Annotated in this window: 24 protein-coding genes; 8 read left to right on the top strand and 16 right to left on the bottom strand. The window is 44.6% G+C overall.

Annotated features, from left to right (window positions below):
• Window positions 1–144: 144 nt before the first annotated feature.
• From L5M49_RS16975 to gmk, 9 genes are all read right to left on the bottom strand, one after another.
• A complete protein-coding gene (locus L5M49_RS16975) occupies window positions 145–741 on the bottom strand; it encodes a response regulator transcription factor (protein WP_198572537.1) in 597 nt (198 codons plus the stop codon).
• Window positions 741–1,820, bottom strand: a complete 1,080-nt coding sequence (locus tag L5M49_RS16970) for a sensor histidine kinase (RefSeq protein ID WP_263266495.1) — start codon at window positions 1,818–1,820, stop codon at window positions 741–743. The genes L5M49_RS16975 and L5M49_RS16970 overlap by 1 nt, the downstream gene beginning before the upstream one ends.
• Window positions 1,821–1,938: 118 nt before the next feature.
• Window positions 1,939–2,643 carry a tetratricopeptide repeat protein gene (locus L5M49_RS16965; RefSeq protein ID WP_263266494.1) on the bottom strand — a complete coding sequence of 235 codons (705 nt, stop codon included), beginning with the start codon at window positions 2,641–2,643 and terminating at the stop codon, window positions 1,939–1,941.
• A gap of 248 nt (window positions 2,644–2,891) precedes the next feature.
• Window positions 2,892–3,836 carry a calcium/sodium antiporter gene (locus tag L5M49_RS16960; RefSeq protein WP_105251158.1) on the bottom strand — a complete coding sequence of 315 codons (945 nt, stop codon included), beginning with the start codon at window positions 3,834–3,836 and terminating at the stop codon, window positions 2,892–2,894.
• Between the two features lie 181 nt (window positions 3,837–4,017).
• Window positions 4,018–5,682: an AMP-binding protein gene (locus L5M49_RS16955; RefSeq protein ID WP_263207437.1), complete on the bottom strand. Its 1,665-nt coding sequence runs from the start codon at window positions 5,680–5,682 to the stop codon at window positions 4,018–4,020.
• A gap of 506 nt (window positions 5,683–6,188) precedes the next feature.
• Entirely contained in the window at window positions 6,189–6,572 is a 384-nt protein-coding gene (locus tag L5M49_RS16950) for a RidA family protein (RefSeq protein WP_006079838.1), read from the bottom strand.
• Window positions 6,573–6,597: 25 nt separating this feature from the next.
• The gene (gene spoT / locus L5M49_RS16945) at window positions 6,598–8,703 is read right to left on the bottom strand and encodes a bifunctional GTP diphosphokinase/guanosine-3',5'-bis pyrophosphate 3'-pyrophosphohydrolase (RefSeq protein WP_105251161.1); all 2,106 of its coding nucleotides are present in this window, start codon (window positions 8,701–8,703) and stop codon (window positions 6,598–6,600) included.
• 42 nt (window positions 8,704–8,745) lie between these two features.
• The gene (rpoZ, locus tag L5M49_RS16940; RefSeq protein WP_007651394.1) at window positions 8,746–9,024 is read right to left on the bottom strand and encodes a DNA-directed RNA polymerase subunit omega; all 279 of its coding nucleotides are present in this window, start codon (window positions 9,022–9,024) and stop codon (window positions 8,746–8,748) included.
• A 58-nt stretch (window positions 9,025–9,082) separates the two neighbouring features.
• Entirely contained in the window at window positions 9,083–9,706 is a 624-nt protein-coding gene (gmk, locus tag L5M49_RS16935) for a guanylate kinase (protein WP_263266493.1), read from the bottom strand.
• Window positions 9,707–9,958: 252 nt separating this feature from the next.
• Here gmk and L5M49_RS16930 point away from each other — a divergent pair, with 252 nt between their 5' ends.
• The 3 genes from L5M49_RS16930 to L5M49_RS16920 all read left to right on the top strand — a co-directional run bounded on the left by L5M49_RS16930 (window position 9,959) and on the right by L5M49_RS16920 (window position 13,782).
• Window positions 9,959–11,686: a hypothetical protein gene (locus tag L5M49_RS16930; protein WP_263266492.1), complete on the top strand. Its 1,728-nt coding sequence runs from the start codon at window positions 9,959–9,961 to the stop codon at window positions 11,684–11,686.
• Window positions 11,687–11,852: 166 nt separating this feature from the next.
• Window positions 11,853–12,725 carry an NTP transferase domain-containing protein gene (locus tag L5M49_RS16925; protein WP_263147746.1) on the top strand — a complete coding sequence of 291 codons (873 nt, stop codon included), beginning with the start codon at window positions 11,853–11,855 and terminating at the stop codon, window positions 12,723–12,725.
• Complete coding sequence (locus L5M49_RS16920) at window positions 12,718–13,782, top strand: phosphotransferase enzyme family protein (RefSeq protein ID WP_263140707.1); 1,065 nt, start codon at window positions 12,718–12,720, stop codon at window positions 13,780–13,782. Before L5M49_RS16925 ends, L5M49_RS16920 begins: the two co-directional genes overlap by 8 nt.
• A 48-nt stretch (window positions 13,783–13,830) precedes the next feature.
• Here L5M49_RS16920 and L5M49_RS16915 read toward each other — a convergent pair whose 3' ends face one another.
• Window positions 13,831–14,664: a sulfotransferase gene (locus tag L5M49_RS16915; protein WP_263140704.1), complete on the bottom strand. Its 834-nt coding sequence runs from the start codon at window positions 14,662–14,664 to the stop codon at window positions 13,831–13,833.
• 427 nt (window positions 14,665–15,091) lie between these two features.
• On the opposite strand from L5M49_RS16915, the gene L5M49_RS16910 reads away from it, so the two are divergent.
• Window positions 15,092–16,213: a Fic family protein gene (locus L5M49_RS16910; protein WP_263182093.1), complete on the top strand. Its 1,122-nt coding sequence runs from the start codon at window positions 15,092–15,094 to the stop codon at window positions 16,211–16,213.
• Between the two features lie 484 nt (window positions 16,214–16,697).
• Here the strand turns inward: L5M49_RS16910 and L5M49_RS16905 are convergent, their stop codons facing one another.
• Entirely contained in the window at window positions 16,698–16,928 is a 231-nt protein-coding gene (locus L5M49_RS16905) for a hypothetical protein (RefSeq protein ID WP_219234689.1), read from the bottom strand.
• Between the two features lie 127 nt (window positions 16,929–17,055).
• On the opposite strand from L5M49_RS16905, the gene L5M49_RS16900 reads away from it, so the two are divergent.
• The 3 genes from L5M49_RS16900 to L5M49_RS16890 are packed head-to-tail and all read left to right on the top strand — an operon-like array spanning window position 17,056 to window position 21,501.
• Window positions 17,056–18,294 carry a DNA cytosine methyltransferase gene (locus tag L5M49_RS16900; protein WP_263266491.1) on the top strand — a complete coding sequence of 413 codons (1,239 nt, stop codon included), beginning with the start codon at window positions 17,056–17,058 and terminating at the stop codon, window positions 18,292–18,294.
• 18 nt (window positions 18,295–18,312) lie between these two features.
• Entirely contained in the window at window positions 18,313–20,325 is a 2,013-nt protein-coding gene (locus L5M49_RS16895; RefSeq protein WP_263266490.1) for an ATP-binding protein, read from the top strand.
• A 6-nt stretch (window positions 20,326–20,331) separates the two neighbouring features.
• A complete protein-coding gene (locus L5M49_RS16890) occupies window positions 20,332–21,501 on the top strand; it encodes a PP_RS20740 family protein (protein WP_263266489.1) in 1,170 nt (389 codons plus the stop codon).
• 270 nt (window positions 21,502–21,771) lie between these two features.
• On the opposite strand, the gene L5M49_RS16885 is transcribed toward L5M49_RS16890, so the two are convergent.
• The 4 genes from L5M49_RS16885 to L5M49_RS16870 form a co-directional block, all read right to left on the bottom strand.
• The gene (locus L5M49_RS16885) at window positions 21,772–22,128 is read right to left on the bottom strand and encodes a hypothetical protein (RefSeq protein WP_263266488.1); all 357 of its coding nucleotides are present in this window, start codon (window positions 22,126–22,128) and stop codon (window positions 21,772–21,774) included.
• A gap of 207 nt (window positions 22,129–22,335) precedes the next feature.
• Window positions 22,336–22,458, bottom strand: coding sequence for a hypothetical protein (locus L5M49_RS16880; RefSeq protein WP_263164420.1), 123 nt, complete (start codon window positions 22,456–22,458; stop codon window positions 22,336–22,338).
• Entirely contained in the window at window positions 22,458–22,724 is a 267-nt protein-coding gene (locus tag L5M49_RS16875; RefSeq protein WP_263266487.1) for a helix-turn-helix domain-containing protein, read from the bottom strand. The genes L5M49_RS16880 and L5M49_RS16875 overlap by 1 nt, the downstream gene beginning before the upstream one ends.
• Before the next feature lie 292 nt (window positions 22,725–23,016).
• A complete protein-coding gene (locus tag L5M49_RS16870) occupies window positions 23,017–23,913 on the bottom strand; it encodes a LysR family transcriptional regulator (RefSeq protein ID WP_263266486.1) in 897 nt (298 codons plus the stop codon).
• Window positions 23,914–24,208: 295 nt separating this feature from the next.
• On the opposite strand from L5M49_RS16870, the gene yjjG reads away from it, so the two are divergent.
• Window positions 24,209–24,889: a pyrimidine 5'-nucleotidase gene (gene yjjG, locus L5M49_RS16865; RefSeq protein WP_263266485.1), complete on the top strand. Its 681-nt coding sequence runs from the start codon at window positions 24,209–24,211 to the stop codon at window positions 24,887–24,889.
• 148 nt (window positions 24,890–25,037) lie between these two features.
• On the opposite strand, the gene L5M49_RS16860 is transcribed toward yjjG, so the two are convergent.
• Complete coding sequence (locus L5M49_RS16860) at window positions 25,038–25,901, bottom strand: YicC/YloC family endoribonuclease (protein WP_006086670.1); 864 nt, start codon at window positions 25,899–25,901, stop codon at window positions 25,038–25,040.
• Window positions 25,902–25,923: the final 22 nt, after the last annotated feature.

Here is a 25,923-nt window from a genome sequence, read left to right as displayed (position 1 = left end):
ATAAGCGTAAGGCAATCTCAAGGGGAATTAGGGTGTTATCAAATTTTGTTTGGAAGCATAGCTAATATCCTTCTGTGGCCTTAAGACCACAAAATTGTTGATAAGATATCGTTAGGCTGAAAGCGTGGTTAACTGTGAGTGTTATTACAACCAGCCTTTTTGCTTGGCAATGCGGGCTGCATCGATTCGATTACTGGCATTGAGTTTGGCTATGGCTTCTGAGAGGTAGTTGCGAACAGTCCCTTCGGCGATAAAAAGAGTTTCGGCGATGTCGGAGGTGGATTTGCCTTCGCTAGCGAGGCGAAGAGCGCGGCGTTCTTTGTCGTTGAGTGGGTCGACATCGCCAATCGCCATCATCGCAAGTTCAGGATCGATCACTCGTTTTCCCGCCATTACTTGTTGAATCGCGTTGACTAAGGTTTCCGAGGGCGCATCTTTAAGCAGAAAGCCGCCCACACCCGCTTCGATGGCACGTTTAATATAGCCCGCACGGCCGAAGGTGGTAATGACCACAACCTTAGTTTGGCTATGTTGCTCCTTTAACCATGTGGCCAGCTCTAAACCTGTGCGGCCGGGCATCTCGATATCCGTTAGCAAGAGATCAAAGCTTTGCTGTTTGAGTAAGCTTAGAGCTTCGTCGCCGTCACTCGCTTGGGTGATACTAAAACCCCCAGCAAGCGTGAGGAGTGCGGCGAGTGCTCCTCGCACCATAGCTTGATCTTCCGCCAATAAAATCTTCATTAATGTGTTGCTCCCTGCAAAGGTAAACTGACGGTAAAGGTATATCCCTGTTCGAGATTATAGCTCAAGCTGCCGCCTAAACTGTCGAGACGCTCGCGTATACCAGTGAGGCCATTACCCTCTATAAAAGGTTTGGCCACGGCATTGTCTTTGACTTCGAGCTGCAGGTGGTCTGATTGCTTAGAAAAGTGGATAGAGCATTCACTTGCACCGCTATGGCGAAGAATATTATTAATGAGTTCGGTGAGGATCAAACTCAGTTGGCTTTCTGTGGTTGCACCTAGCTTGGGTAGCTCACCACTGAGCTCGACACTTAAGCCTTTATCCCTTAAGGATTTACAAAGCTGCGTCACGCAACTCTCTAGACCCTTGTGTTTGTAGTCTGACACTGTGTGGCGGATCTGGCTTAAACTTTCCCTTGCAATTTGTCCTAGCTCAGTCAATTGGGTTGATGCGAGTTCATATTCTTGTTTTGCGATTAGCTTTTCGGCTAGCTCAGCCTTAAGGGCGATGGAAGATAGGCTATGCCCCATAATGTCGTGTAGATCCCGCGCGATACGTTCACGCTCAAGCATAGTGGCCAAGGTGGTAATTTCTTGGGCACTTTGCTGTTCTTTCAATTTATGCCGATAACGTCTGCGTTCGGCGACACCAAACATGCCCACGCCGAGCACTAATCCCGAGCCGTAAAGTGGAAAGTAGTAACTGTTAAAGTGGTAAATCTCATTGAGGGCAAACAACAGGCCGATGAGGGCTGCAATAGCCAACAGACAGGTCCGGAGAGGATAAAAAAAGCCAATGAAGAAGGCGGCAAAGGTAAATAGCGAGATAGAGCCTGGGTTGATTGGTGTGATCGCTATTGCTATGGCCACCATAATGAGAATGGGCAGATAGGCGCTACGGCTATTGCACTTATAGGTCCAAAAATAACTGGCAATAAAAGGGATTAACACGGCAAAACTGAGGGCGATTTTCCAGCTTGGATAGGGATTTATGGCAAGTGGGATCAGATAAAACACTAAGTTTATCAAATACACCCAAGCAAGTTTTCGTTCGAGCTGAAGGGGAGTGCTTATCATGATGCCTCTGTGTCACTGAGTTGGTTGTTGAATGCCCACCGATGGCATCTGTTTTAATTTATTCTTTTTAGGGATTGGCGCTATCGTCAGCGCCATAGATCCCCGTTAACAACTTTGTCTATTTTGCACTTAATTGCTGATTTTGTTGAAGCAAAAATTTTGCCCAACCGTAATCTGCTTGTACTTTGATCGCTTGTTGCCAATCTTCAATCGCGCCTTGGCTATCGCCTAATTCCTGTTTAGCGAGCCCGCGCCACGTGTAGGCTTCGGCTTCACCCCAGCAAATGTTGTCGCAAGGCTGGGCGAATCTTTCTATGGCCGTAGTGGCTAAGGTCTTAGCATTTTGCATGCTGCCGCCAAATATGGCTGGCGTGTTATAGGCGGCGATGGCTTTAACAAGCGCTACCCGTGGATTTTGTGGTTCTAATTGTTCGGCACTGGCAATCGCCTTGGCGGATTTCATGCCGAGCGTTGCACCTTTGCTATTGTCTAAGGCGATTTGCATGCCATAAACCGACGATAATAGCGCGAGGGATTCTACATTCGCTTGGCTGGTTTCGAGTGCTTCTAATGTGGTTTGCGCTGCACTCAGTGCGCTGCTAGCGAGTGTTTTCTGCCCCATTACATTGGCACTGATGGCTAAGCGATAGTTCGCATAGGCTTTATCATAATCTTGAGTGCTGCCGCTTAGTTGTTGTAATTGGGTTAGATTCATCGCATTCGAGGCCGCGTCTACGTTGGTGATGTTAGTGTTTGATGGCGTTGCTGCAAACGTGTGAGTACTGATAAGCATAAAGCTGGAAGCGAGGAGTAATGTTTTCATGGTATTTCCTTATTGAGTTAGTTTCCCAATGTTTGGGTACGGGCTCATTATCAGAAATTCGATAGAAGAAGTGCAGACACAAAGGTCATGGCTTTGGCATGACAAATGTCATCAGTTGAGTTGTGTGCTTATATTTTTTATGAGGTGTGCTTTAAAGAAAGTGCGTGATGAATAAAGGACAGCAATACCTAGAGAGCAAAACACCGGAGAGGCTCCGGTGTTTTTAATCGCAAATGAGCAGCTAAGTGTTATACCACAGCTTGAGTGCTTGCTTGGTTTATTAAGTAGCCCAAGTAACCTAAGTAGCACAGTAGTAATACTGAACCTTCGCGGCGGCCAATACGAAATCCTGTCCAAGCGAAAGGTAAAATCATGATGGCAAATGCCAACATCACGATGAAATCAAAGGGTTGGAAGCCAAGTGATGATACCGGCTGTACTATTGCAGTAATACCTAAAATACCCAAAATATTGAATATGTTAGAACCGACAACGTTACCTATGGCTATGTCACTCTGACCTTTCAGTGCCGCTAGAACAGAAGTTACTAACTCTGGCATACTGGTACCAATCGCCACGATCGTTAAGCCGATAATGACTTCACTGATACCGAAGGTCTTGGCTAAATCTACTGCGCCGTTGACAAACAAAATACCGCCACCGACTAACATACCAATACCGACTAAGATAAATAGGGCTGAAAGTAGCGGATTATTTGGACCTGCTTCAATCTCTTCCTCTTCATTACCATTTTTCGAGCTGATGTAACTAAAGGCTAAATAACCGAACAGTAGTGACAGCAATATCACACCGTCAATTAGGCTGAGCTCGCCATCTAACAAGAGTGCCCAGAACAACATAGAAGCCAATATCATCAAAGGGATATCACGCTTTACAACTTGAGATTGCACTTGAATAGGGCGGATAAGTGCCGTGATGGCTAAAATCAAACCTATGTTAGCAATGTTAGAGCCAATAACGTTACCTAAGGCGATACCGCTGTTTCCTGCTAGAGCAGACTTTACACTCACAGCCAGTTCTGGTGCGCTAGTACCAAAGGCTACAATAGTTAAGCCTATGATAAGTGGCGTAATGCCTAAACGTAGAGCGATTGAACTCGCGCCACGCACTAGGGCTTCTGCGCCTAAGGTTAAAATAATAAAACCGCCAATAATCGATAGTGTAATTAGCATCGTTAGACTCTGTTAAACCTAATATTGAATGGAAAAGTACAAGGGAATTGCCCCTTGGCCGACTGGCGCATATGATACGTGGTTTTATCGGATTTTGACAGAATATGTCATAAAAAAGCACACCCTAGGTGTGCTTAGTTTTAGCTGATGACCATACTCGCCAACTGATTGTTTGGTCTAGTTATTTTTGAGTCAATTCATCTTCCCAGCGGACTTGGGCGCCACGAATGCCGTCAACTCGTTCGCTAAAGGCTTTTTCAAGCACATGGCGTTTGATTTTGAGGGTAGGCGTGAGCGCATCATTCTCAATCGTCCAAGGATCACTGACCACGACAATCGCATCGACATGTTCGTGTGACTCTAAGTGCGGATTAACGCTATCGAGTGTCGCTTTGAGTGAGGTGCGGACTTCTTCGCGGGCTTGTAGATTTGCCCCTTCGGATAACTGCACTAGTGCGATGGGATGTGGCAGACCAGAACCAATCACGCAGATCAGTTCAACATGGGGATCCTGTGCCAGTTTACGTTCGATAGGCACGGGCGCTACATATTTGCCCTTGGCGGTTTTAAAGTTGTCTTTCACTCGGCCAGTAATAGTGACACAACCATCGGCATCAATTGAGCACAGATCGCCTGTGTGGAAGAAACCATCAGCATCGAATGCCGCTGCGGTAGCTTCTGGCTGAAGATAATAAGCAGTCATTAATCCCGGACTCTTGAGCAGTAGCTCACCATCCTCGCCTTGGCGGATCTGGCAATCCTCAACTGGGCGGCCAACAGTACCAATTTTACGCGCATCAAAAGGATAGTTGATGATCGAATAGGCACAGTTTTCTGTCATACCCCAAGCTTCGCAGATATTAAGACCAATACTGTGATACCAGTGGATCAGTGATGGCGGAATTGGCGCCGAGCCAGAGCCGAGTAGACGACAATGGTTCAAGCCTAAACCCTTATGGATTTTGTATTTCACAAAGCTGCTAAGCAGTGGGATTTTCAACAATAGATTAAGTTTACTGACCCCAATTTTGTCGATAATGTTTTTCTGAAACAGGCTCCATAACCGTGGTACCGAGAAGAATACCGTTGGTTTTGCCCGTTGAACATCGACAACGAAGGAGTCGAGACTTTCAACGAAAGCCACCACACTACCTGAGTAGAAGGATGATCCTTCAATCGCAACGCGCTCAGTGATGTGGGCTAAGGGTAAATAGGATAAAAGTCTATCGTCGCCATCGGTGCGCAGGTCACGGACTACCGCTTGGCAAGTCCAGCCATAGCTGGCGAAGGTTTGAATCGCGCCCTTAGGTTGGCCAGTCGAGCCAGAGGTATAGATGAGTGTCATCACTTGATCTGGAGTAGGCAGCGGGGCGTTAACTAAGGGATAGCCTAGCTTAAGTAATTGTTCCCATTGATATTGTGCTGGCATCGTATCATAGGGCATGGCAAGGCGTAGTAGCTCGCCGCCGACACCAGCCTCTTGGTCAGCCCAATGGTCAAGCTTGCCGAGAAAAATGGCTTTTGCGCCACTGTGTTGCAGCACATAGCGAATAGTATCTGTGTTGGCGGTAGGGTAAATAGGTACGCTGACATAGCCGCCGTGCATCAACGCGAGGTCGGTGATAAACCATTCGGCACAGTTTTTAGAGAGAACGGCAATTTTATCACCACGCTCTAAGCCTAAGTGATGTAAGGCTCCGGCAAGTTGTTGAACTTTTTCTTGAACTTCAGCCCAAGTAAAATCAAGGAATTGACCCTTGATCGGTTGGCGTAAATAGACTTGGTCCCCCTGAGTATTAGCCCAGTGCGCCAGCATTTCAATTGGCGTCTTAATCGCTGTATCCATTGGCAATTCCCTGTTATTTATTGTTCTTTTGGCTGCACCCAGTATGGCGAGTTTTGTGAGCTCGCGCAAATAGTTTACAAGATTGTAAAATATGAGAATGGAGCGCAAAGCCTACAAGTTGAGTGTTATACCAATCGTATTAAATATCTGTTCATTCAGCGGGAGTTCAACGCGCTTTAGACAAGGCGAAGGCTTGAAGGCATAGTGGTGCTCTGTCGAAAGCCTTAAACGCAGTATAAAGCACGTTGCCATGTAGTGAACATCAGCCGCCCTTCGGGAGCCACACAGGCATCCCACTCCGGTGTTGCATTGACTTAAAAGGGAATAACCATTTCTGCGTCAATGCGCCTTGGATTGAAATGCCTGTGAGGCTCTGAACTGATTAGATATTTAATGTGATTGGTATGAAAGCAAGATGAAGAGAGTGGCGAGCGGGGATTGGATTGTGTTGGCAACAAAAAGGCGCCGTAGCGCCTTTTCGTTTATAGAAGGTGAAATGCTAGCGCTTACAGCTCCATCACGCCGTCCATTTCAACTTGAGAATCCTTCGGCAATTGCTTCACGCCGATAGCAGCACGGGCAGGGTATGGCTGGCTGAAGTAACGGCTCATGATTTCATTCACTTTAGCGAAGTGGCTTAAATCAATCAGGAAGATGTTGAGCTTAACGATATCGTTGATTGAACCACCCGCAGCAGTACAAACTGCCGTCAGGTTTTCAAATACTTGCACGACTTGTGCTTCAAAATCATCGCTGACAATTTGCATTGTGCTTGGCACGAGCGGAATTTGGCCAGATAAATACACTGTGCTGCCGACTTTAACCGCTTGTGAATACGTGCCTATGGCCGCAGGGGCGTTTTCGGTCGCTATGATGATTTTTTCTGCCATGACGCTCTCTCTAGTGTTGAGTTAATTAACGATTACGGGACGTGCGCAGTACTTCGGGCAGTACCCTAATTCGGCGCATCACGTTGGCTAAATGGATCCTGTCTTTCACCGAAATCCGCAGGTTGATCAAATACACGCGACCATCACGTTCTTCAGTGCTGAGGTTGTGAATGTTTGAACCTTCGGCGGCAATGATCGAGGTGATCTTTGCCAGTGCACCTTGGTGGTTAACAATTTCCACCCGCAGATTGGCTTGGTAATCAACGCCTTCAACATTATCCCATTGTACGGGAATATACTTGTCTGGCTCACCTTGATAACCGCGAATATTGGCACAGTTTTCCATGTGTACCACTAAGCCTTTACCTTGGCTCACGTGGGCTATCACAGCATCACCTGGGATGGGGCGGCAACAGTTAGCGAAGGTAACGAGCATGCCTTCGGCGCCACGAATTGGCATCATGTGGCCGTCGCGGCTCTCTTGATTCTCAAGATTATCGCCAATCAAACGCTGGGCGATAACAATACTCATGGCATTGCCAAGGCCGATATCGGCGAGCAGCGAATCGAGCGTCGTATGTTTAGTATCGCGGATCACTTTTTCAATCTGCTCAGGCGCAATGCTGTCGAGCTTAGTCTTGCCGAGCGCATGGTTGAGCAGGCGGCGACCGAGCGCAATTGCGTCATCACCCTTAAGGCTTTTCAGCACTTGGCGGATTTTAGCGCGGGCCTTACCGGTTACCACAAAGTTCAGCCAAGCGGCATTAGGACGCGCGCCTTTAGCGGTAATGATTTCAACGGTTTGGCCTGAAATTAACGGTTGGCTAAGCGGATACGCTTGGCGGTTAACACGGGCGCCGACGCAAGTATTACCTACGTCCGTATGCACTTCGTAGGCAAAGTCTACCGCGGTGGCATTGACGGGTAATTCCAGAATGCGACCTTCAGGGGTGAACACATAAATCTCTTCAGGGAAGAGTTCAGTCTTCACGTTTTCAACGAATTCGAATGAGGTGCTAGCGCTTTGTTGTAGCTCCAACAAGCTTTGCATCCACTTACGGGCACGTACTTGAGTCGTCGTGCCTTGGCCTGTTTGTGCTCCGCCTTTGTAGGCCCAATGTGCGGCGACCCCTTTGTCGGCCATCTGATCCATATCTTCGGTACGAATTTGGATCTCAACGGGCACGCCGTGTGGACCAAATAAAGAGGTATGGAGAGACTGATAACCGTTGGCTTTGGGGATAGCGATATAATCTTTGAAACGACCGGGACGAGGTTTGTACAGTCCGTGCATGGCACCGAGTACGCGATAACAAGTGTCGATGGAATCGACTATCACCCTAAAGGCGTAGATATCCATCACTTCTTGGAATTGCAGCTCTTTACTCTGCATCTTGTTATAGATGGAGTAGAGGTTTTTCTCGCGACCTTTGACTTTCCCTGGAATACCCGCATCGTTTAAGCGCGTATACACAGCGGCTTCGATGCCTTGGATCAATTCTTTGCGATTGCCACGGGCGGCTTTAACGACTTCTTTAAGCACCCGATATCGCATTGGATAATAAGCTTGGAAACCTAAGTCTTCTAACTCAGTCTTGATGTTATGGATACCAAGACGGTTAGCGATAGGTGCGTAGATTTCTAAGGTTTCGCGGGCGATACGGCGACGTTTGTCGGGACGCAGTGCGCCTAAGGTACGCATGTTGTGGGTTCTATCGGCAAGCTTGATGAGGATAACGCGGATATCCTGCGTCATCGCCATCATCATTTTACGGAAGTTTTCAGCCTGAGCTTCTTTCTTATCGCGAAATTTTAGCTTATCGAGTTTTGACACGCCTTCGACGAGTTCGGCCACCGCGACACCGAATAGTTCGGCTAAGTCGTCTTTGGTGACATGGGTATCTTCGATGGTGTCATGGAGTAGTGCTGCCATCAGCGTCTCATGATCAAGACGCATGTCAGCAAGGATGCGGGCAACCGCAACCGGATGAGTAATATAAGGTTCGCCACTCGTGCGCATTTGCCCTTCGTGGGCATCGCGCGCAATCTGGTACGCCTGCTTGAGCAATTCTACCTGTTCAGGTTCTAAGTAACCGGAAGCAGACTCCTTTAGACCTTCAAACAGATACAAGTGGCAGCTCTCCTTTTACCTAAATAGGTTTTTACTCAAAAACTATAATGAACGACCTTCAGCAATGGCTGCAACCGCTGCAATTTCAGCGGCTTCACGTTCACGTACCGTTTGACGCTCATCGGCATCTAAGGTGTGAGCATTAACTAAACCTAGTTCGATTTCACGCAGGGCGATAACCGTGGGTTTGTCGTTCATCTCTTCAACCATAGGGTCTTTACCCTGCACGGCGATTTGGCGAGCACGACGCGCCGCAACCAAGATCATATCAAAACGGTTGCCGATTTGTTCTACGGCGTCTTCTACAGTTACGCGAGCCATGTGTTGAAACTCCAGTTTATCTAGGGAAAAAATGACGCAAAATTGTACACTATGACAGCTATCCTGCCAACAGATCGTGAAGCATATCATTTTGCGCGTGGATCTGACTAGCACCTGTTAAGCGCTGACTGCGAATGATGGCACGCAAATCGGCTAAGGCAGTGTCAAAATCGTCGTTGACGATAATAAAATCATATTCTTTATAGTGGGACATTTCCGATACGGCTTGTGCCATACGGTTGGCGATAACATCGCTACTGTCTTGTCCGCGACCAGTGAGGCGGCGCTCTAGCTCGGCTTTAGAGGGTGGTAGAATAAACACACCAACGGCTTCTGGCATCACGGCTTTAACTTGTTCGGCACCTTGCCAGTCGATATCGAGGAAAACATCGATACCTTGGGTGAGCGTATGCTCGATCACATGGCGCGAGGTACCATAGTAATTGCCAAACACTTCTGCCCATTCAAAAAAGGCATTTTCAGCAATTAAGGCTTTGAATTGCTCAACATTAACGAAGTGATAGTGTTGACCATCAACTTCACCTGGGCGTGGTGCGCGGGTGGTATGAGATACCGAAACCTGCATGTCGGCTGGCTTGTCTTTAAGCAAGGCTGAAATCAACGAGGATTTACCTGCGCCACTTGGCGCCGACACAATAAATAAATTTCCGCGTGCGGTCATGAGCTAAATATCCAATGGGTTAACGCAAGAAGGGCCCAGAAAGCCGAGCATTATACCGATTTTGACCATAGAAATACTAGGGCTTGTTGGCTGGCAATTTAAGCCTATTTTAGATTTACTTCGATATTATGTGCATTTTTATCCGACTTGGGTCGTAGGCACTGACAATTGCGGGTAAATTGGTTACGCTCGTGCGAATAAGGCAATGAGTGTCTTTTTGTATCTCGTTTTTACAACAATAAAGGAAGGGTCGTGCTGTTAAAATCTCTTTTCTGCCTTCACGGGCGTGATTCTCGTCCCCGTTTTGTCGCAATCAGTGTTGGCGTTTACGTCTGTATTGCATTTGCAGCCGCTGCTTTTGGGGCTAATTTTCTGATGTATTTGCTGGCATTGTTGGGTCTACCTTTATTAGGGCTCACCAGTTTGCGTCGTTTGGCTGATGCCGATAAGTCAAAAGGCTTGATTGGCGTATTTCTATTGCCGTTAATAATTTTCATCGGCCTGTTAGCGGCCGGTGTGCATATTGCCTTAATTGGATTGAGTTTAGCGTTAGCCGTGGGACTGACATTTTGGGGCTGGCGCTTTCCTGCACCAACGATAGTGGATTATCGCTACGGTTATTTCGGTCCTGAGCTGGATGCACCAACATCACAGGCAATGCCTAGGCGCCGTGTGGAACCGACTATCGTTCCTAAAACCATCGCACCTAAAACCATAGATCCTAAAATCGTAGATCCTAAAATCGTAGATCCTAAAACCATAGACACTAAAGTCATGGCATCTAAAACTGCCATAGATCCTAACATCATTGATCCTAAACCTATTGTTGCTCAAGACGTTGCGGTAAGACAATCGGCAAAATCTACCTCTCATATTCAAGCACAACCTCAAGCTGAAAGGCATGAGCCGCATGTTGATCAGCTTCATGCCCAAACCATTAGTGCTGAGACTGTGTCTGAGCCAGAGGTCGATTTATCGACCCATGTTGAATCTGTTTTAACATCGCCGAGGATTGAGCCGAGTGTTAGCGCGGCGGAGGCAGAGCGAGAGGCGTTGCGTCAAGATGAGCTGCGCTTTGATGCGTTAACTCGAATGACGCAGAATCCTGCCGATTTTGTGATACCAGACAGCCATGCGGATTTCCGTCCTGCTAATACTAGCCGCGTTGAACAGACCCACATTGAGTTGGTCGATGTCGATGTGGACAATGTTGATTTGAAACATGTCGACTTTACTGCGGCGCAATTAGATCCTGCCGAGCGTAGTGCTGAACCCGGTTGGCGTTTTACCGCCGAAGAAGATGATGAGTCTGACAGCTTTAACGATAGAGATCATGCCGAAGAAGTGCGTCAGCGCCGCGCCGAAGCAAAAGATTCTGGTTCGATGACCGAGCTATTTCGCGGTTTATTTGAGTTTTTGGCGCCACTAAAGCGTTTCTTGGTGTTGCCTAAGATTAAACTGCCGAAAGTAGAACGCCGTTATTGGCGCCCAGCAGGAATTGGCTGTGGTGTGGTGCTCTTGATTGCCTTGGTGTGGGGCCTTTGGCCAAATGGCGACGCAGAAACGGGTGATGGTGCAGAAGTTGTCACAGTTAACGCGATTGCGCCCTATGCGGGTGAGCGGGTGACGCTCGCGTTACCGGACGGTTTTTCTGTGGCGCTGGAGGATGACATCTTGATCATGCGTTGGCTCGGTGAGAAAGGTAAAGCACAAAACCTGTGGTCCTTAGCGACGGCAAAGGGAGATAAAACCTGCAGCGTCTTATCCTTTAACAATGGCACTGACTATCGCCCTGTGACTGTGGATCTGAAAGCGGATTCCGCTTCAGAGGCGCGATTCTCACCACTCGATACTCAGGCCATCATTATTGATCTCGCCCGTCGAGGTAATATTAGCCTGTGTGGTTATAAGTTCAGTCTTAAGGGCAGCCAAGCGATATTGGAACAAAATCGCACCTTTGGCGATTATATTGCTCGTTAAAAAAGTCTGCAGCTAAGTCGATAAAAATTCTGCTTAAATGCTAGTCACAATTAGAGGGGTAGATTACACTTTTGCTCCTCTTTTTCTCAAACCGTACTTTAGGTTGTTTAGGTCGCTGCGGTTTGGGGAAACACCTTTAAATTTGAACTGAATATATCAATCCAGCATGAATACAGAATTGACCTTAGTCATTATGGCTGCGGGGCTAGGTAGTCGTTTCGGCGGCGATAAGCAATTGGCGGCACTCGGTCCCGCGGGTGAACCCATGTTGGTGCTATCAATCATGTCGGCCATTCGCAGTGGTTTTCAGCGTGCTGTGCTGGTGATCCGCCCAGAGTTAGAAAGTGAATTAACTGAGATCCTGACACGATTTTTGCCAGCCGATTTTGAATATCATTTTTGCTATCAAGTCTTAACGGATTTACCTGAAGCGGCGCAATTGGCGGATCTTAGCCACAGGCTTAAACCTTGGGGGACGGCCCATGCACTCTGGAGTGCGCGCCATCTCGTTAAAGGACCAATGGCCGTTATCAATGCCGATGATTTTTATGGTGATAGCGCTTTTGTTTCCTTAGCCAAAGGCTTAAGCATGAGGCCAACTGAGTGGATGATGGTGGCCTATCCCATAGAACTCACGTTGTCGGAACACGGTGGCGTTAATCGTGGTTTGTGTCAGGTTGAAAATGGTCAGCTTAAATCGGTCGCCGAATGGCTCAATATCGCCGAGCAAGCTGGCCACTTAATGGGTGATGGCCCGCAGGGTCATGCTAATTTGCCGGCGCACTCCTTGGTCTCTATGACATGCTGGGGCTTCTCCCCAAACATATTTGATGTTATTAAACGTGAATTAACCGAATTTATCGGGCAACAGGGGCAACAACCTAAGTCTGAATGCTATTTACCCGCCATAGTACAAGCAGGAATTGAGCAAGGTTTGCCTGTGTATGTCGATGTTGCCTGTGAGCCATGGCTTGGCGTGACTTATCCGCAGGACACTGTCTGGGTAAAACAAAAATTAACGGAGTTATTGAGTGATTAAACTCATCAGGCAGTCAGTGTTGCCTCATTTTGGTATTGAATCTGCCGAGGCAAAAATTTCTGCCCTCGGTAATGGCCACATCAATGACACCCTTTTGGTGCGCTGGCCTGCGGGCGAATTAGTATTGCAGCGAATTAATACTGAGGTATTTAAAACGCCCAACGCTTTGGTCTGCAATGCCGATAAAATTAGCCATCATTTATGCGCTAAGTCGTTGCAGCAACAATACGGCCTTAAAGTCGTTAGCCCATGTTTAACCCAAGAGGGTGAGCTGGCTATCGATTTAGGCGAGCAAGGATTTTGGCGTGCTATCAGTTACTTGCCCCATAGTCTTAGCATTGAAGTGGTTAAGTCGGAACAAGAAGCGGAAATGGCGGCCAAGGCCTTTGGTCATTTTGCCTCTGCCTTGAGTGATTTTGATGCGACAGAGCTTGAAGATGTGATCCCTCAGTTTCACCATTTACCGGGACGCATGGCCTTACTAAAGCAGGCCGGTGAACTCGATAGTCAACATCGCTTAGCGCTCTGCCGTCATTGGGTTGATTACGCGTTATCTCAGCAGGCGTTGCTTGATGAACTTGCAGAAATATCGCCAAAGCTGCCGCTGCGAATTTGCCATAACGACACTAAAATCAATAATATGCTTTTCGATAAACGCGACATGTCCAGCATGGCGATTATCGATTTAGATACCTGTATGAAAGGTCATCTGATGTATGACTTTGGCGACATGGTCCGCACTTTCTGCTCGCCAGAGGAGGAAGACTCTACGGCCTTAGATAAAGTCCAAGTGCGCCAAGACATCTTCGCCGCGATTTGCCGTGGCTACTTGAGTGAGTTGGGTGACGTTTTAACGGAAGACGAAAAGCGCAGTCTGTGGCTCGGTGCTCGGGTGATTTGTTTGATGATAGGTGTTCGTTTTTTAACGGATTATCTTAATGGTGATGTGTATTTCCATATCCACCGCGAAGGCCATAATTTAGACCGCGCCGCGAACCAGTTTACCTTGTACCAAAGCTTGCTCGACCAAGAGACTGTGCTTAAAGCTAATTTCTAATTCAGCGCTTGGATATCTGTGTATTGGTATCTGTGTACTGATCCAATGTTAAAGCGTGTAGTCGAAAAACTTACGGCTTTGTGGGCCTGCGCTATTGGTGTTGACCTTGTTGGGGTGTTTATATTCGCCCCAACTTGCCACGTTGCGGCCCACGTTAAGTTTAGGGAAACTCAGTGGCTCGCTTAAACCTAATACGACATCGCTATTCTCCGCGTTTGCTTCCATTCCCAAAAATTGCAGTAACTGACTCAAGCTCCCCGCATGGCTAACATCAATTGAAATAAAGTCTTCCCGCCCACTAAAGTAAGCGAACACTTCTTGCTGATGCTTTTGATAACAAGCAATTAAGTGCTCACTGCTGGCAGGTTCCGCCACTTTATCTATGGCGAAAGTATGCCTAAAACTGCGCTTTAATATTGGATGGAAGCGGCCCGTTTTTTCATCTAAATGGGGTGCCATTTTACCAAGTAACATCTGCATCGAAGGCAACCAAGTATTGATATCGCGGTCGAGATAGACAAACACAGCCTCGGGAAATAATAAATCCAACTGCTGATAATCGCTGAAACAAGGCGTGTCAGACACGGCGTCGGCCAGCATAAACGCCTGCTTAGTAAAGGCCATGTGTGCCACTTTTAGCCCTTGCTCCAACAACGCCACACTTACACTCGTGGTGCCTGTGCGTGGCAAACCTATGATAAAGACCTTCTGCTTTTTTACCTTTACCTGTTCGTCACTGAGCGCATTCGACTGGACTGGATGCATTGCATCTGGCGTAACAATCGGTGAATTACCAGTAGGTTGAACATTGCCGATACGCTGTGCATTAGCAGTACATTGTACGTGAGTAGAGGTTGGTGAATTGTTGGCGTTATCAGGCATAGGTTAGGCTCAGAATGTGTGTCAGTGGTGCGGTAAAGCCGTAAGTTATCACCTCGGCGTGTCACATTGGCGTGTCAAATCAGCGGCGGCAGTATATCTCAGCGCGAAGGCTTTGTCCGTGGCTATACATATTTGTCGGTGGCTATACATAAAAGTCACGCGCAACGGCAATGCGCCACAGTAAAGGCGGCACTAAATTGTATGATAGCTGCACTGTAGCTGCACAATAATACAAGTGGATGACCGCAAGGCTTAGAAACGAGCTCCCGGATTACCAACAAGGCTCATTTCTCTGCATTGCATAGCCATGTTGGTATTGATGAGGCGATTATTAACGCTATTCGACTCATAATGTGAGGCAAATAGGTTTGTTAATCGCCTCATTATGTGAGTAGAATAGGCTTGTTATTCGACTCATGGGGTAGATATGTGGATTTGGCAGCAAGCCGATTGGCCTAAGTTTCATTGGAACACCAGCAGCATTGATGCCTTGCTGCGTCAGGTCTATTTCAATCAGGGCCAGTTGCTTGGCAAGCAAATGCTAAGTCACGACGATAGCCTATTAACTTCAGACGCTGCACTCGACACCTTACTCGCTAACATTATCCATTCCAGTGCCATTGAAGGTGAAAAGCTCAATGCGGCTTCGGTGCGCTCATCCTTAGCTAAAAAACTCGGCGTGACTGAAGATAAACCGTATCCGACAACAGCGCAAACCGATGGTTTGGCTGACATTATGCTCGATGCCTTAAAAAATTTAGAGACTGAATTAACCCTTGAGCGGATATTAGGTTGGCATAAACAGTTATTTCCCCAGGGTTATACGCTGTTTAACCCTGTTATTGGCGGAGCGCTGCGTGGCGATACACCTATGCAGGTTGTCTCTGGCCGGATTGATAAACCAACAGTGCATTTTGAGGCACCTTCTAGAGCAGCCTTGGATGCTGAACTGTCACAGTTTATCGAATGGTTTAATGCATCACGGCAAGCGCAGGTTTTAGATCCGCTTATCCGCGCGGCGATAACTCACCTTTGGTTTGTGACGCTGCATCCGCTTGATGATGGCAATGGGCGCATCACTCGCCTATTGACCGATTTGGCCTTGGCACAAGCGGAAAAACGCTCGATTCGTTTTTACGCTATGTCGGTCAGTATTCTTGCCCGTCGCCAAACCTACTATGATATTTTAGAGTCCACTCAAAGGGGCGATGTAGATATTACTCCTTGGTTAGTCTGGTTTTTTGAAACCCTCAATGATTGCTTACTCAATGCGATGGCAGATGTGAGCAGAACGCTGTCGAAAACTCAGTATTGGCAAAGTGTCGACCAGTCTTTATTGAGTCAGGAGCAAGCTAAAGTGCTCAATCGGATGTTAGACGGCGATTTTGAACTAGGGATTAATAGTAGCCAGTATCAAAAAGTCGCGAAGGTGAGTCGCGCCACCGCCACCCGTCATCTTGCGCAAATGGTCGAACAGCGCTTTTTAGTAAAAGCCGACGCAGGCGGACGAAGTACCAGATACTTATTGCCACTCAGTTTGAAACGATAAGGGTTAGGTATGTTATCAAGCACTTGCATTCCAGTGACTCGCAGCAAGTCCATCCCTGGATGCTCAACCGTGACGTCCTGTCACGGATGGTCACTTCCATGCTAGTGCTTAATCCTGTTAGTATTCGCGCATATCTGTTAGCCAGTAGAACCAATCGCTTAATAGAAATTTGAGATAGATTCTGGCTCAAAGTCGACGCAGGCGACCTCAGTACCAGACGCTTATTGCCGAGTGGGAAATAGGTCATTTCAGTGATCTGAGTTCACTTCATCTTGGGAGGTGATAATAGTCGGTACAATAATCTAAGTGATACGCCGCTTATTGGTTTACAAAGTGGCTTCCCTGCTAGCTCGACTACAATCATTCAGGCTTTCGGCGGCATTTTCAATAAGTATAGCGAGTCAGTGCAAACTCCAGTATATCTTCAATTAATCAATATGTTATACAATTGATAGTCTGTTGGACGATGAGCAGCGCTACATGACTAAATTAATTTATTGTCGTTAATAATTTGTACTAATTGAGTGATTGCATCTCTAGATAAACGGATAGACTGACTTTTCTTTCCGAGAATTTCACGTGATGTTGAACCATAAGTATCAATCTGTAAGAAGGTTCCTTCCTCTGTTGTCACGACCGAATATGTAGCTTTTACTTCGCTATGGGTACTTTGTTTTTCCATTTCTAATTTAATTAAGTCTCTAACAATTGCCATAGATACGTCCTTATCAATTCTTGTACAAATTTTTGACTACACATACCTTTAGCGTATGATAACAAAAAATAAATTACTATAAGAACCACCTTTTTTAAGGTGTTGAATTTCTTGGATTACCGCTTTAATGGCAGATTTAGATAAGAATGCAGGGACGTACATTGACCTATTCTCTGGATGTGGTGGCTTTTCGCTTGGCTTAGGAAAGGCGGGTTGGAAGGGAGTTTTTGCAGTTGAAAAAGATGCAATGGCGTTTGATACCTTCAGGCATAATCTTATCGACAGCAAACATGGTCATTTTGACTGGCCTGAATGGTTACCTAAAAAAGAAACAACCATTCAAGATCTACTCGAGCACTACCGTGAGCAATTAGCGTTACTCTCTGGCAAAGTAGATTTAATTGCCGGAGGCCCACCTTGCCAAGGTTTTTCAATGGCTGGACGTCGTAATCCTAAAGACCCTCGCAATCAACTCTCAAATGAATATATAAAGATGGTTGAGCTTATTAAACCTAAATATCTCGTGCTTGAGAATGTACGCGGGTTTAATAGTAAATTTATTAATGCTCAGGGTGAAAAGGCTAAAAAACCTTATTCAATGGTCGTAAAAGCAAGGCTCGAAAAGCTTGGATATAACGTCTATACCGATTATGTTCACAGTAAAATATTTGGTGTACCACAGCAGCGTGTACGCTTTATTATGATTGGTATTCGGAACGATTTACCACAGATTGATCCCTTCGATATACTTGAAAATATTCGCCCGATATTTTTGAAGAGTAATGGTTTGCCTTTGTCAGAGATTTCGGCGAAGCATGCGATCAGTGATTTAGAAATAACAAATGCAACTCTTGTACATCATTCCGGCAGTTTGGCTAGCGGGTTTAAAAAGCTTGATTATATACAGCCTCAGTCTCTTACTGCGTATCAAAAGCTTATGCGAAAAGGGATGGGTAAACGAAAACCTAATAGCTTACGCCTTGCTAGACATAAAGCGACGACAATAGATTCTTTTATCCGTGCTCAGTTGTTGTGTCGTCCTGGCATTGCTTTAAGTAAAGCAGAGCAAACTTTACTAGGTACTAAGAAGCAAGCGCGAACAGTACTAGACCCTAATGCACCATCCAAGACGTTAACAACACTCCCTGATGATCTACTGCATTATTCTGAACCAAGAATATTAACTGTAAGAGAGAGTGCCAGAATACAATCGTTTCCTGATAGTTTTGAGTTTAAGGGGAAATACACGACTGGAGGGGAAAGACGTACTCAGGAATGCCCTCGATACACTCAGGTAGGAAATGCTGTACCACCTTTATTGGGTGAAGTTTTAGGAATGCTCATTTTTGAGCTGCGCAGAGCTTAATGAAAGGGAGTTTTTATAATGAAATCAAGTATGGATGTCGAACTTGAAGCAAGACTAGTTACTAACATCGAGCAAGGACTCGTACAAGAGACCAAATTAGAAACAGATGATAAAGTCTTAGCACGTATAACGGATGGTATTTATCGATTGCCAGGTTCAGCTATTCGCGAACTTATATCAAATGCATATGATGCAGATGCGGAAAATGTATATATTGAAACCGATGTGCCAAGATTTAATACTATGACCATAAGAGATGATGGAAATGGTATGTCAGTTAGTACACTTGTTAATATGTTGCGTCACATAGGAGGGAGTGCTAAAAGAACATCTAAAGGAATTGATTTAAAAGTTACAGATGGAAGTGATAATTCTATAAGTTTTAGGAAGAAAAGGAAGTTAATAGGTAAGATAGGAATAGGTCTTTTTAGTGTTGCTCAATTAACAAGAGACTTTGAAATAATAACTAAACAAAGTGGAACTGATTTTTATCTACGTGCTAAAGTTAATTTATTTAATTATTCTGAAGATAATATTGAGGAATTAAGTGAGACGAATGGTGAACGAGGTAAAAGTTTTCAAACCGGTGAAGTTAAAATTTGGAAAGAAGGTACTGAAAATGTTAATGCTCATGGCACAGACATAATATTATATAATATTAAGGAAAGTGCAAAAGATCAGCTTCGTAGCGTTGATATTTGGGGGCAAACAGAGCATGAAACTGATTCGGACATTGAAGATGAACTAGATGCTGAAAGAACTAGCGAAGATTCATCAAAAGCAATACTTCCTGATTTCCATGTCGGTTTTTTATCTAAAGACTCAGAAGGTATATATAATTATGATGCTAAAAAAGATAGAACCTCTAGTTTGCCATGGGGTGATGATGAGCTCCCTGAGATTAAATTTTCTAAATTATATGATGCGATTTTAGAAAAGACAAAAAATGCTGTAAGTCCAAAACTTGGTTTTATTCTAGATAATTATCTTAATATGATATGGACACTGGGGTTGTCAGTGCCACTTGCGTACATAGAGAAGCACCCATTTGCATACACTCTGTCTGATATTTCCGATGTATATATTCTTAGCAATACAGCTAAGGGACAAGTTAAAGAGTTTCCACGCCATATAGCTAGCAATAGAAGTTTCGGGGATGTTTTAGGGCTGAAATATCAGAGTAGAGATGAGTTTAATGTTGTCATAGATGGAATTAAGCTTTATAGACCAGTGAAATTTACAGGATTGCCGGAATCGAAAGCAGCAATCAAAAAACCTATTTTATTTTTTGGGAAGTATAGTCCAAATCTTTCAAGTGCTGATAAAAAAGATTCTGGAGGTGAACTCGAAATTGAAGCTTATATTCTATGGGCTCCAAAAATCAGTCCGAAAGATCATAATGGTTCATTGATTAGAATTAATAATGCATCGGGAATATTGTTTGATGAAACTTTTATGAAACATCAAGTTGCTGAGCATACAATAAAAAGCCAATTAACTGCGGAAATATTTGTTTCAAAAGGCCTTGATTCTGCTCTAAATATCGATAGAGAATCTTTTAATATTGCGCATCCACATTATCAAATTGTAACCAAGTGGTTACATAGTGCGATAAGGCAAGTGGTTAATAAGTACAAAACGGCAAAGAAAGAAATTCGGGCTGATAGGTTAAAATCTGCAGATGATGACTTCACAAAAAATATTGAAGATATAGTTGAAAGCTCATTGTTATTAAATCAAAAAGATCCATTTGAGCGTTCATCTTTAGTAATGGTTGATGCTAGTGGAAAACAAACGAATAGTAGTGGTGATTTTGAAAATAAGTATGATAATTATCTTGTTTCGGGTGAGAAGCTTGATGAAGTAATTCGGCCATTTTATAAAAACGTGTCAAAGAAAAATAAGATTGTAAAGCGCTCTGAGGCAATTCTTCAAATACTTGACTCATATGATCTTCTAGAAAGTCTAACATTAGAGCGGCAAGAAAGTTTAGTTTTAGACTTAATAAAAATAATAAGTTTAGAGGATTAATTGAAAATGGATTTTTTTGAATCGGATGACTCTATATTTAAGCTAGAGGATGTAGCAGGAAAGGTTGAACCATTTCTTGGTAATGACTTCAAACCTTGGCATAAACCAAGAAAACAATATATTAGAGAAAAACAATGGTTAGAGCATCTTCTTAGAACGTTAAAAGCTTCTCAATATAATGGCATTAATACTATTAACTATTTTGGACTGCCAGGTGGAGATTTACTTGATGTAAACCATCTAAGAAATGGTATGTTAAATTCAAGCAGAGCTAAAAATAAATTTTTAAGTGTACATGGTTTTGTAAATAATCTAAGCGACTATCAAAGAGCGCAGGCTTCTATGTCGAAACTTTTGGATAATCAGAATGTATCACCGTTATCAAAAGTTGAAAATTTCAGTTTTGAATCGTTAGGTAACTTAGACTCTGATGCATGGAAACGAGTTAAATCTTTTGGTCATTACCATTTTGTTAATCTTGATTTTTGTAATAATATGCTGAGTGAGAAAACATTAACATCAATGTATTATTTTTTAGATTATCAGCTGAAACGTGTGATTGGATTACCATGGTTATTATGCATTACAACCAGGTTGAATAAGGATAGTGCATCAGTTGGTATTATTTCTAAGTTTGAAGGGCTTATTGATGAAATAAAACGTGATGGTAATATTTCTTTAGCTCTTGCAGAATGTTTTGGCGAAGCTTTTAAAGATGTAACTTCAATTACATCATTATCTAGTTTAAATGATAAGAAAGTTTTGAATCAACTATTACAAATTTGTTTAGTATTATGGTTTGTGGATGAAACATTGAAGAGTGGGTGTGAGATATCACTGAAAAGTAGTTTTAAATATTCAGTCGATTTGTTTAATCCTGAGCTAGATATGCATTCATTTGTTTTTGGTATAGAAAAAGTTGATGTTATTAAGCCAGATACTTTAGGCTTGGTAGATAATAAAGGAATTATAGCTCCTAAGAAAACTGATGTAGATTTTAAGAAAGATGCTTTGCATAAGCTTAGTGAAAGTTTAGATGTTGATTGTTATCTTGAATCAAATCTAGATGAGTTAGAGTTGTATGTGGTTAAAATTGTAGAATTACTTTCAACATGTGGATATGATGTTGGTGATTATCGTAAAACCATGCGAGAGAAATATGGGTATAAATTATGATAATGTTTAATCTATATTTTAATTATCATAGCATTTTTTCTTTATAATACTCATGTGTTAATAAAAGCCTCTAGTATTCTAGTGGCTTCTATTATTTATGAATAGTATGTCTACACGATTTATCTTCATACAGGCCAAATGATTGGTATTCCATGATGTAAACCTAGTGTATTGGTGGGCTTATATTTTCAGTCATCGCTGTTTTATGTTCCACGGACTATGAGTCACATCAAACAGTTTTCTTTTGTTAGTCGGGCATTTATGTCGTGGTTATCGTATTGAAACGACTTTGGCATTCAGTTGCTGTTTTATCTGCTCTAGATAATCAATGAGTTCACTTGGTTGTTCGAATTCAAGCTGTAGTGTTGGCTGAGAAGCGGTACGAATTTCTGGGTGTATGTTGTCGCCGTCATTTACGGCCGAAATGATGGTGTAGCGGGGATAATCTTCTTCGCGACAAATGGGGTCGGCATAGTCTACCCAAAGAATAAAGTAGTCGCTTTTTCGTTTGAAATAAAAGCTGGGGCACATGTCATTTTGGTAGCTTTTATCAATGAGAAATGGGTATAAGCTTAGGTCGAAGCCAAGATCAAATTCATAGCCAAATGTTTGATGGTAAGCACTCATATTTCTGCCTTTAATCATCGCATTAAGTGATGTTAAGTATAGTTAAAGTATTTGCTTAACGAACTGTTTTATCTGGTTTAAATGTGTTTTCATTAATCTGTTTTGGCTGTGTGGTTATGTTCGTTATAACCATTATGTAAAGCCGTATTTATCCTTAACCCTATCTAATAATTGCTTAATCTCTTTGCTAAGAACTCAATCAAAAATTCAATCAATACTGTCACTTTGGTTGGGAGGTATTTTCGTTGCGGATAGTCTGTGAGCGCCAGTATCTTCTTTAGAGAAAGTACCGACTAGAAAGCCATTCATATAAACGTCAAGTGCTGCCATTACCACTCCTGAGCCCATTGTTTATTGTTAGATGGGCCTGTATCACTGTCACTCGCGTTGCGAGGTTTGAGTTCTATTTCGAGTTCGAGGGCTGATAAGAGTTTGAAAAATGTATCAAGTTTAGTGCTGTCGGGATTCTGTTCGAAGTTGGAAATAGTGTCTTGGCGTAAGCCAATTTTCTCACCAATTTTAGCCTGAGAGAGTCCCTGTGATTGGCGAACATCTTGTATATAAGCTCTAAGCTGTTTGGTTGTGGTGATCTTCATCTTGAATTCCCATTATTTCCCAATACGCTTTAAAGTATAAACATAACTTAACACGCTACAGCGTATAGTTAATGTTTAAGACGTTGCAGCGTATAATTTGTTTATATACGTTATAGCGTATAAATAGGGGCTAAAAATGCAAGTGTAGTATTGATTAAAAACATAAATCGGATTGTTCAAATGATCCGCTATCAGCCGATCGAGAGAGTCAGTCAGATGGTCTCTGGTCTATTGTTTATTTTTCATAGGGGTGAAAGAGAGTTGTCCTTCCTCATTACTGACAAGTGAAAATTTACCCTAACTTGCCACTCGCCAGCTTCTCCATCAAAAATTCAATCAATACACTCACCTTAGTCGGCAAATGTTTTCGCTGTGGATAAACCGCGTAAATGCCATGTTCGGGGAGGGGATGGTCTGTGAGCAAGGCTTGTAGGCGGCCTTCTTGTAAGTCGGCGTCGACCATGAAGCGGGGCAGGTTGGCTACGCCTAGACCATCGAGCGTGGCTTGGTGGATAGCATCACTATTGTTGACTTGATAGTTACCGTTCGGCTGGATGCGCGTAGTGCCCTGCGGGCTTAAGAAGGTCCATTCAACACCATCACGAAAATATGAGTAGAACAAACAGTTATGTTGGCTGAGTTGCTGCGGCGTGTGTGGCGCAGCGTGGCGCGCAAGATACTCGGCCGAGGCGCAAATGACACTTAAACAAGGGGCGATTTTACGGGCAATCAGGCTTGAATCTGGCAGTTCGCCGATACGAATTGCCAGGTCAAATCCGCCAGCAATTAAATCGGTTGTCTTATCATCCATCTGCATTTGTAGCTGTATTTTCGGGTAACGGCGCAAAAACTCAGGGATTAAAGGGGCGATATGCAAGCGACCAAATACCATAGGGACAGCGATGCGCAGATTGCCCTGAGGCGCTTGTTGTAGCTCAGAAATGGCATCCAACCCTTCCTCTGCGAGTTTAACGGCAGGGCGAACATAGTCAAAATAGCGGGCGCCCGCTTCGGTAAGACTTAAGCTGCGAGTGGTACGGTGCAAAAGTTGAATACCCAGACTTTGTTCTAATAGAGTAATGCGTTTACTCACCGCCGATTTACTCAGTCCAAGCTTTTCACTGGCCAGCGAAAAGCTACCGCATTCCACTACAGTGACAAAGATAGGTAGTGCTGAAAAGTGCTCCATGGTGTCCTTAGATTATCGCGTTCCCCTGCCATTATTGTTGATGATACCTCAACAGTCAGTTTTTATTATCGTGGTTATCATCGCCCTTGATGCAAGGTAGACTAATGCACTTGCTGATTGCGGGTGTCGACTGTGAAGCCTAGTTATTTTCACACTCATCGCTCATGTTTATCGCTTATCTTGATTACTGCTAGGTAGTTAGCCACAGTGTTGCCGCAATCGCCGATGTACCATTCTCTATGCCACTGAACGGCATGGGATGGGTCTTAGCTATTTTGTCAGAAAGAGAGTTCCTATGTCCTTGCCTTACCAATGGATTTTGTTCGATGCCGATGAAACCTTATTTTATTTCGATGCCTTAAAAGGGCTTAAGTTGATGTTTAGTGAGTTTGGGGTCGATTTTACCCAAGCCGATTTTGACGAGTATCAGTTAGTTAACAAACCACTTTGGGTTGATTATCAAGATGGCAAGATAACTGCCGCCGAGTTGCAAACCATACGTTTCGAACCTTGGGCTGCCAAATTATCTGTCACGGCCATGACGCTCAATAGTGCCTTTTTATCAGCAATGGCCGAAATTTGTTCGCCGCTACCCGGTGCTCGCGAGTTATTAGCCGCGCTCCAAGGCAAAGCCAAATTAGGTATCATCACTAACGGTTTCACTGAGCTCCAAACCGTGCGATTAGAGCGTACAGGATTACAGCATCATTTTGATATTTTAGTGATTTCAGAAAAAGTCGGCATAGCCAAACCTGATGTGGGCATCTTCGAGCACGCCTTCGAACTCATGGACCATCCTGATCGCGATGCTGTGCTCATGGTCGGCGATAACCCGCATTCAGATATCCAAGGCGGTATCAATGCAGGTATTCATACTTGTTGGTATAACGTCCACGGCCACGATGTACCCGCCGGTATCGCCCCGCACTATCAAGTGAGCTCGCACCAAGAGCTGCAAAAAATCTTATTACCGTAAACGATTGTTCACTGAGCCTAGCTCAGCACTTCGCACTCGATAGGTTTGGCTGAGAGTGAGTGCTTTAACTGATATTCCCTCAGTGCCATAAAATACAAACAGCCCTTACATTAAGGGCTTTTTGGTATCTAAAACGCGTTAACTATCATTACTCAACGTTTTGGATCTGCTCGCGCATTTGCTCGATAAGAACTTTAAGTTCCACTGCGGCTGAGGTGATCTCAGTGCTGATGGATTTAGAGGCGAGCGTGTTCGATTCGCGGTTAAATTCTTGCATCATAAAATCTAAACGGCGACCTTCGCTGCCGCCTTTTTTGAGGATGCGGCGGGCTTCGGCCACATGCGCTTCGAGGCGATCCATTTCTTCGGCCACATCTTGTTTCTGTGCCAGTAGCACCATTTCTTGCTCGATGCGGGCTGGGTCGAGTTCACCTTTGATTTCTGCAAGGCGGTTGGTGAGCTTTTCGCGTTGATATAGCATCACAGTAGGCATGTGCTCGCGTACGACGGCGATTTGCTCGCTCACGCCATCTAAGCGACTTAGCAGCATGTCTTTGATGGCTTCGCCTTCACGGCCACGGGCTTCGATGAATTGATCTATGGCTGAATCGAAGGCTGTCATCAGATCGGCGCCGATCGCATCCATATCTTGTTCACCGCTCGCTAGCACGCCCGGCCAGCGTAGGATGTCGGTAAGATTGACATCGCCTTGTCCCGCTTCTTGCTTGAGCCAAGTGGCGGCGCCTAATAGCTGTTTTGCTAGCGCTTGATTCAACTGCAGCTCGTTATTGCTGTTGTCTGCCAGTTCGTAGCGCAGATTGACTTCAACTTTGCCGCGGCTTAAGCGTTTACGTAGGCGGTCGCGCAGTACGGGTTCGAAGCTGCGGAATTGCTCGGGTAAACGTAGGTAAGTTTCGAGATAACGTTGATTGACTGAGCGAATTTCCCAGGAGGCAGTGCCCCATTGTGCTTTGTGCTCGATGCGAGCGTAGGCTGTCATGCTTTGGATCATGGGTTGTCCTAATGGTTTAATC

It is taken from the genome of Shewanella sp. SM74, from assembly GCF_025653725.1.
In the GTDB taxonomy this organism is placed as follows: Bacteria; Pseudomonadota; Gammaproteobacteria; order Enterobacterales; family Shewanellaceae; genus Shewanella; species Shewanella oncorhynchi.
This window is presented reverse-complemented; position numbering and strand designations above follow the sequence as displayed.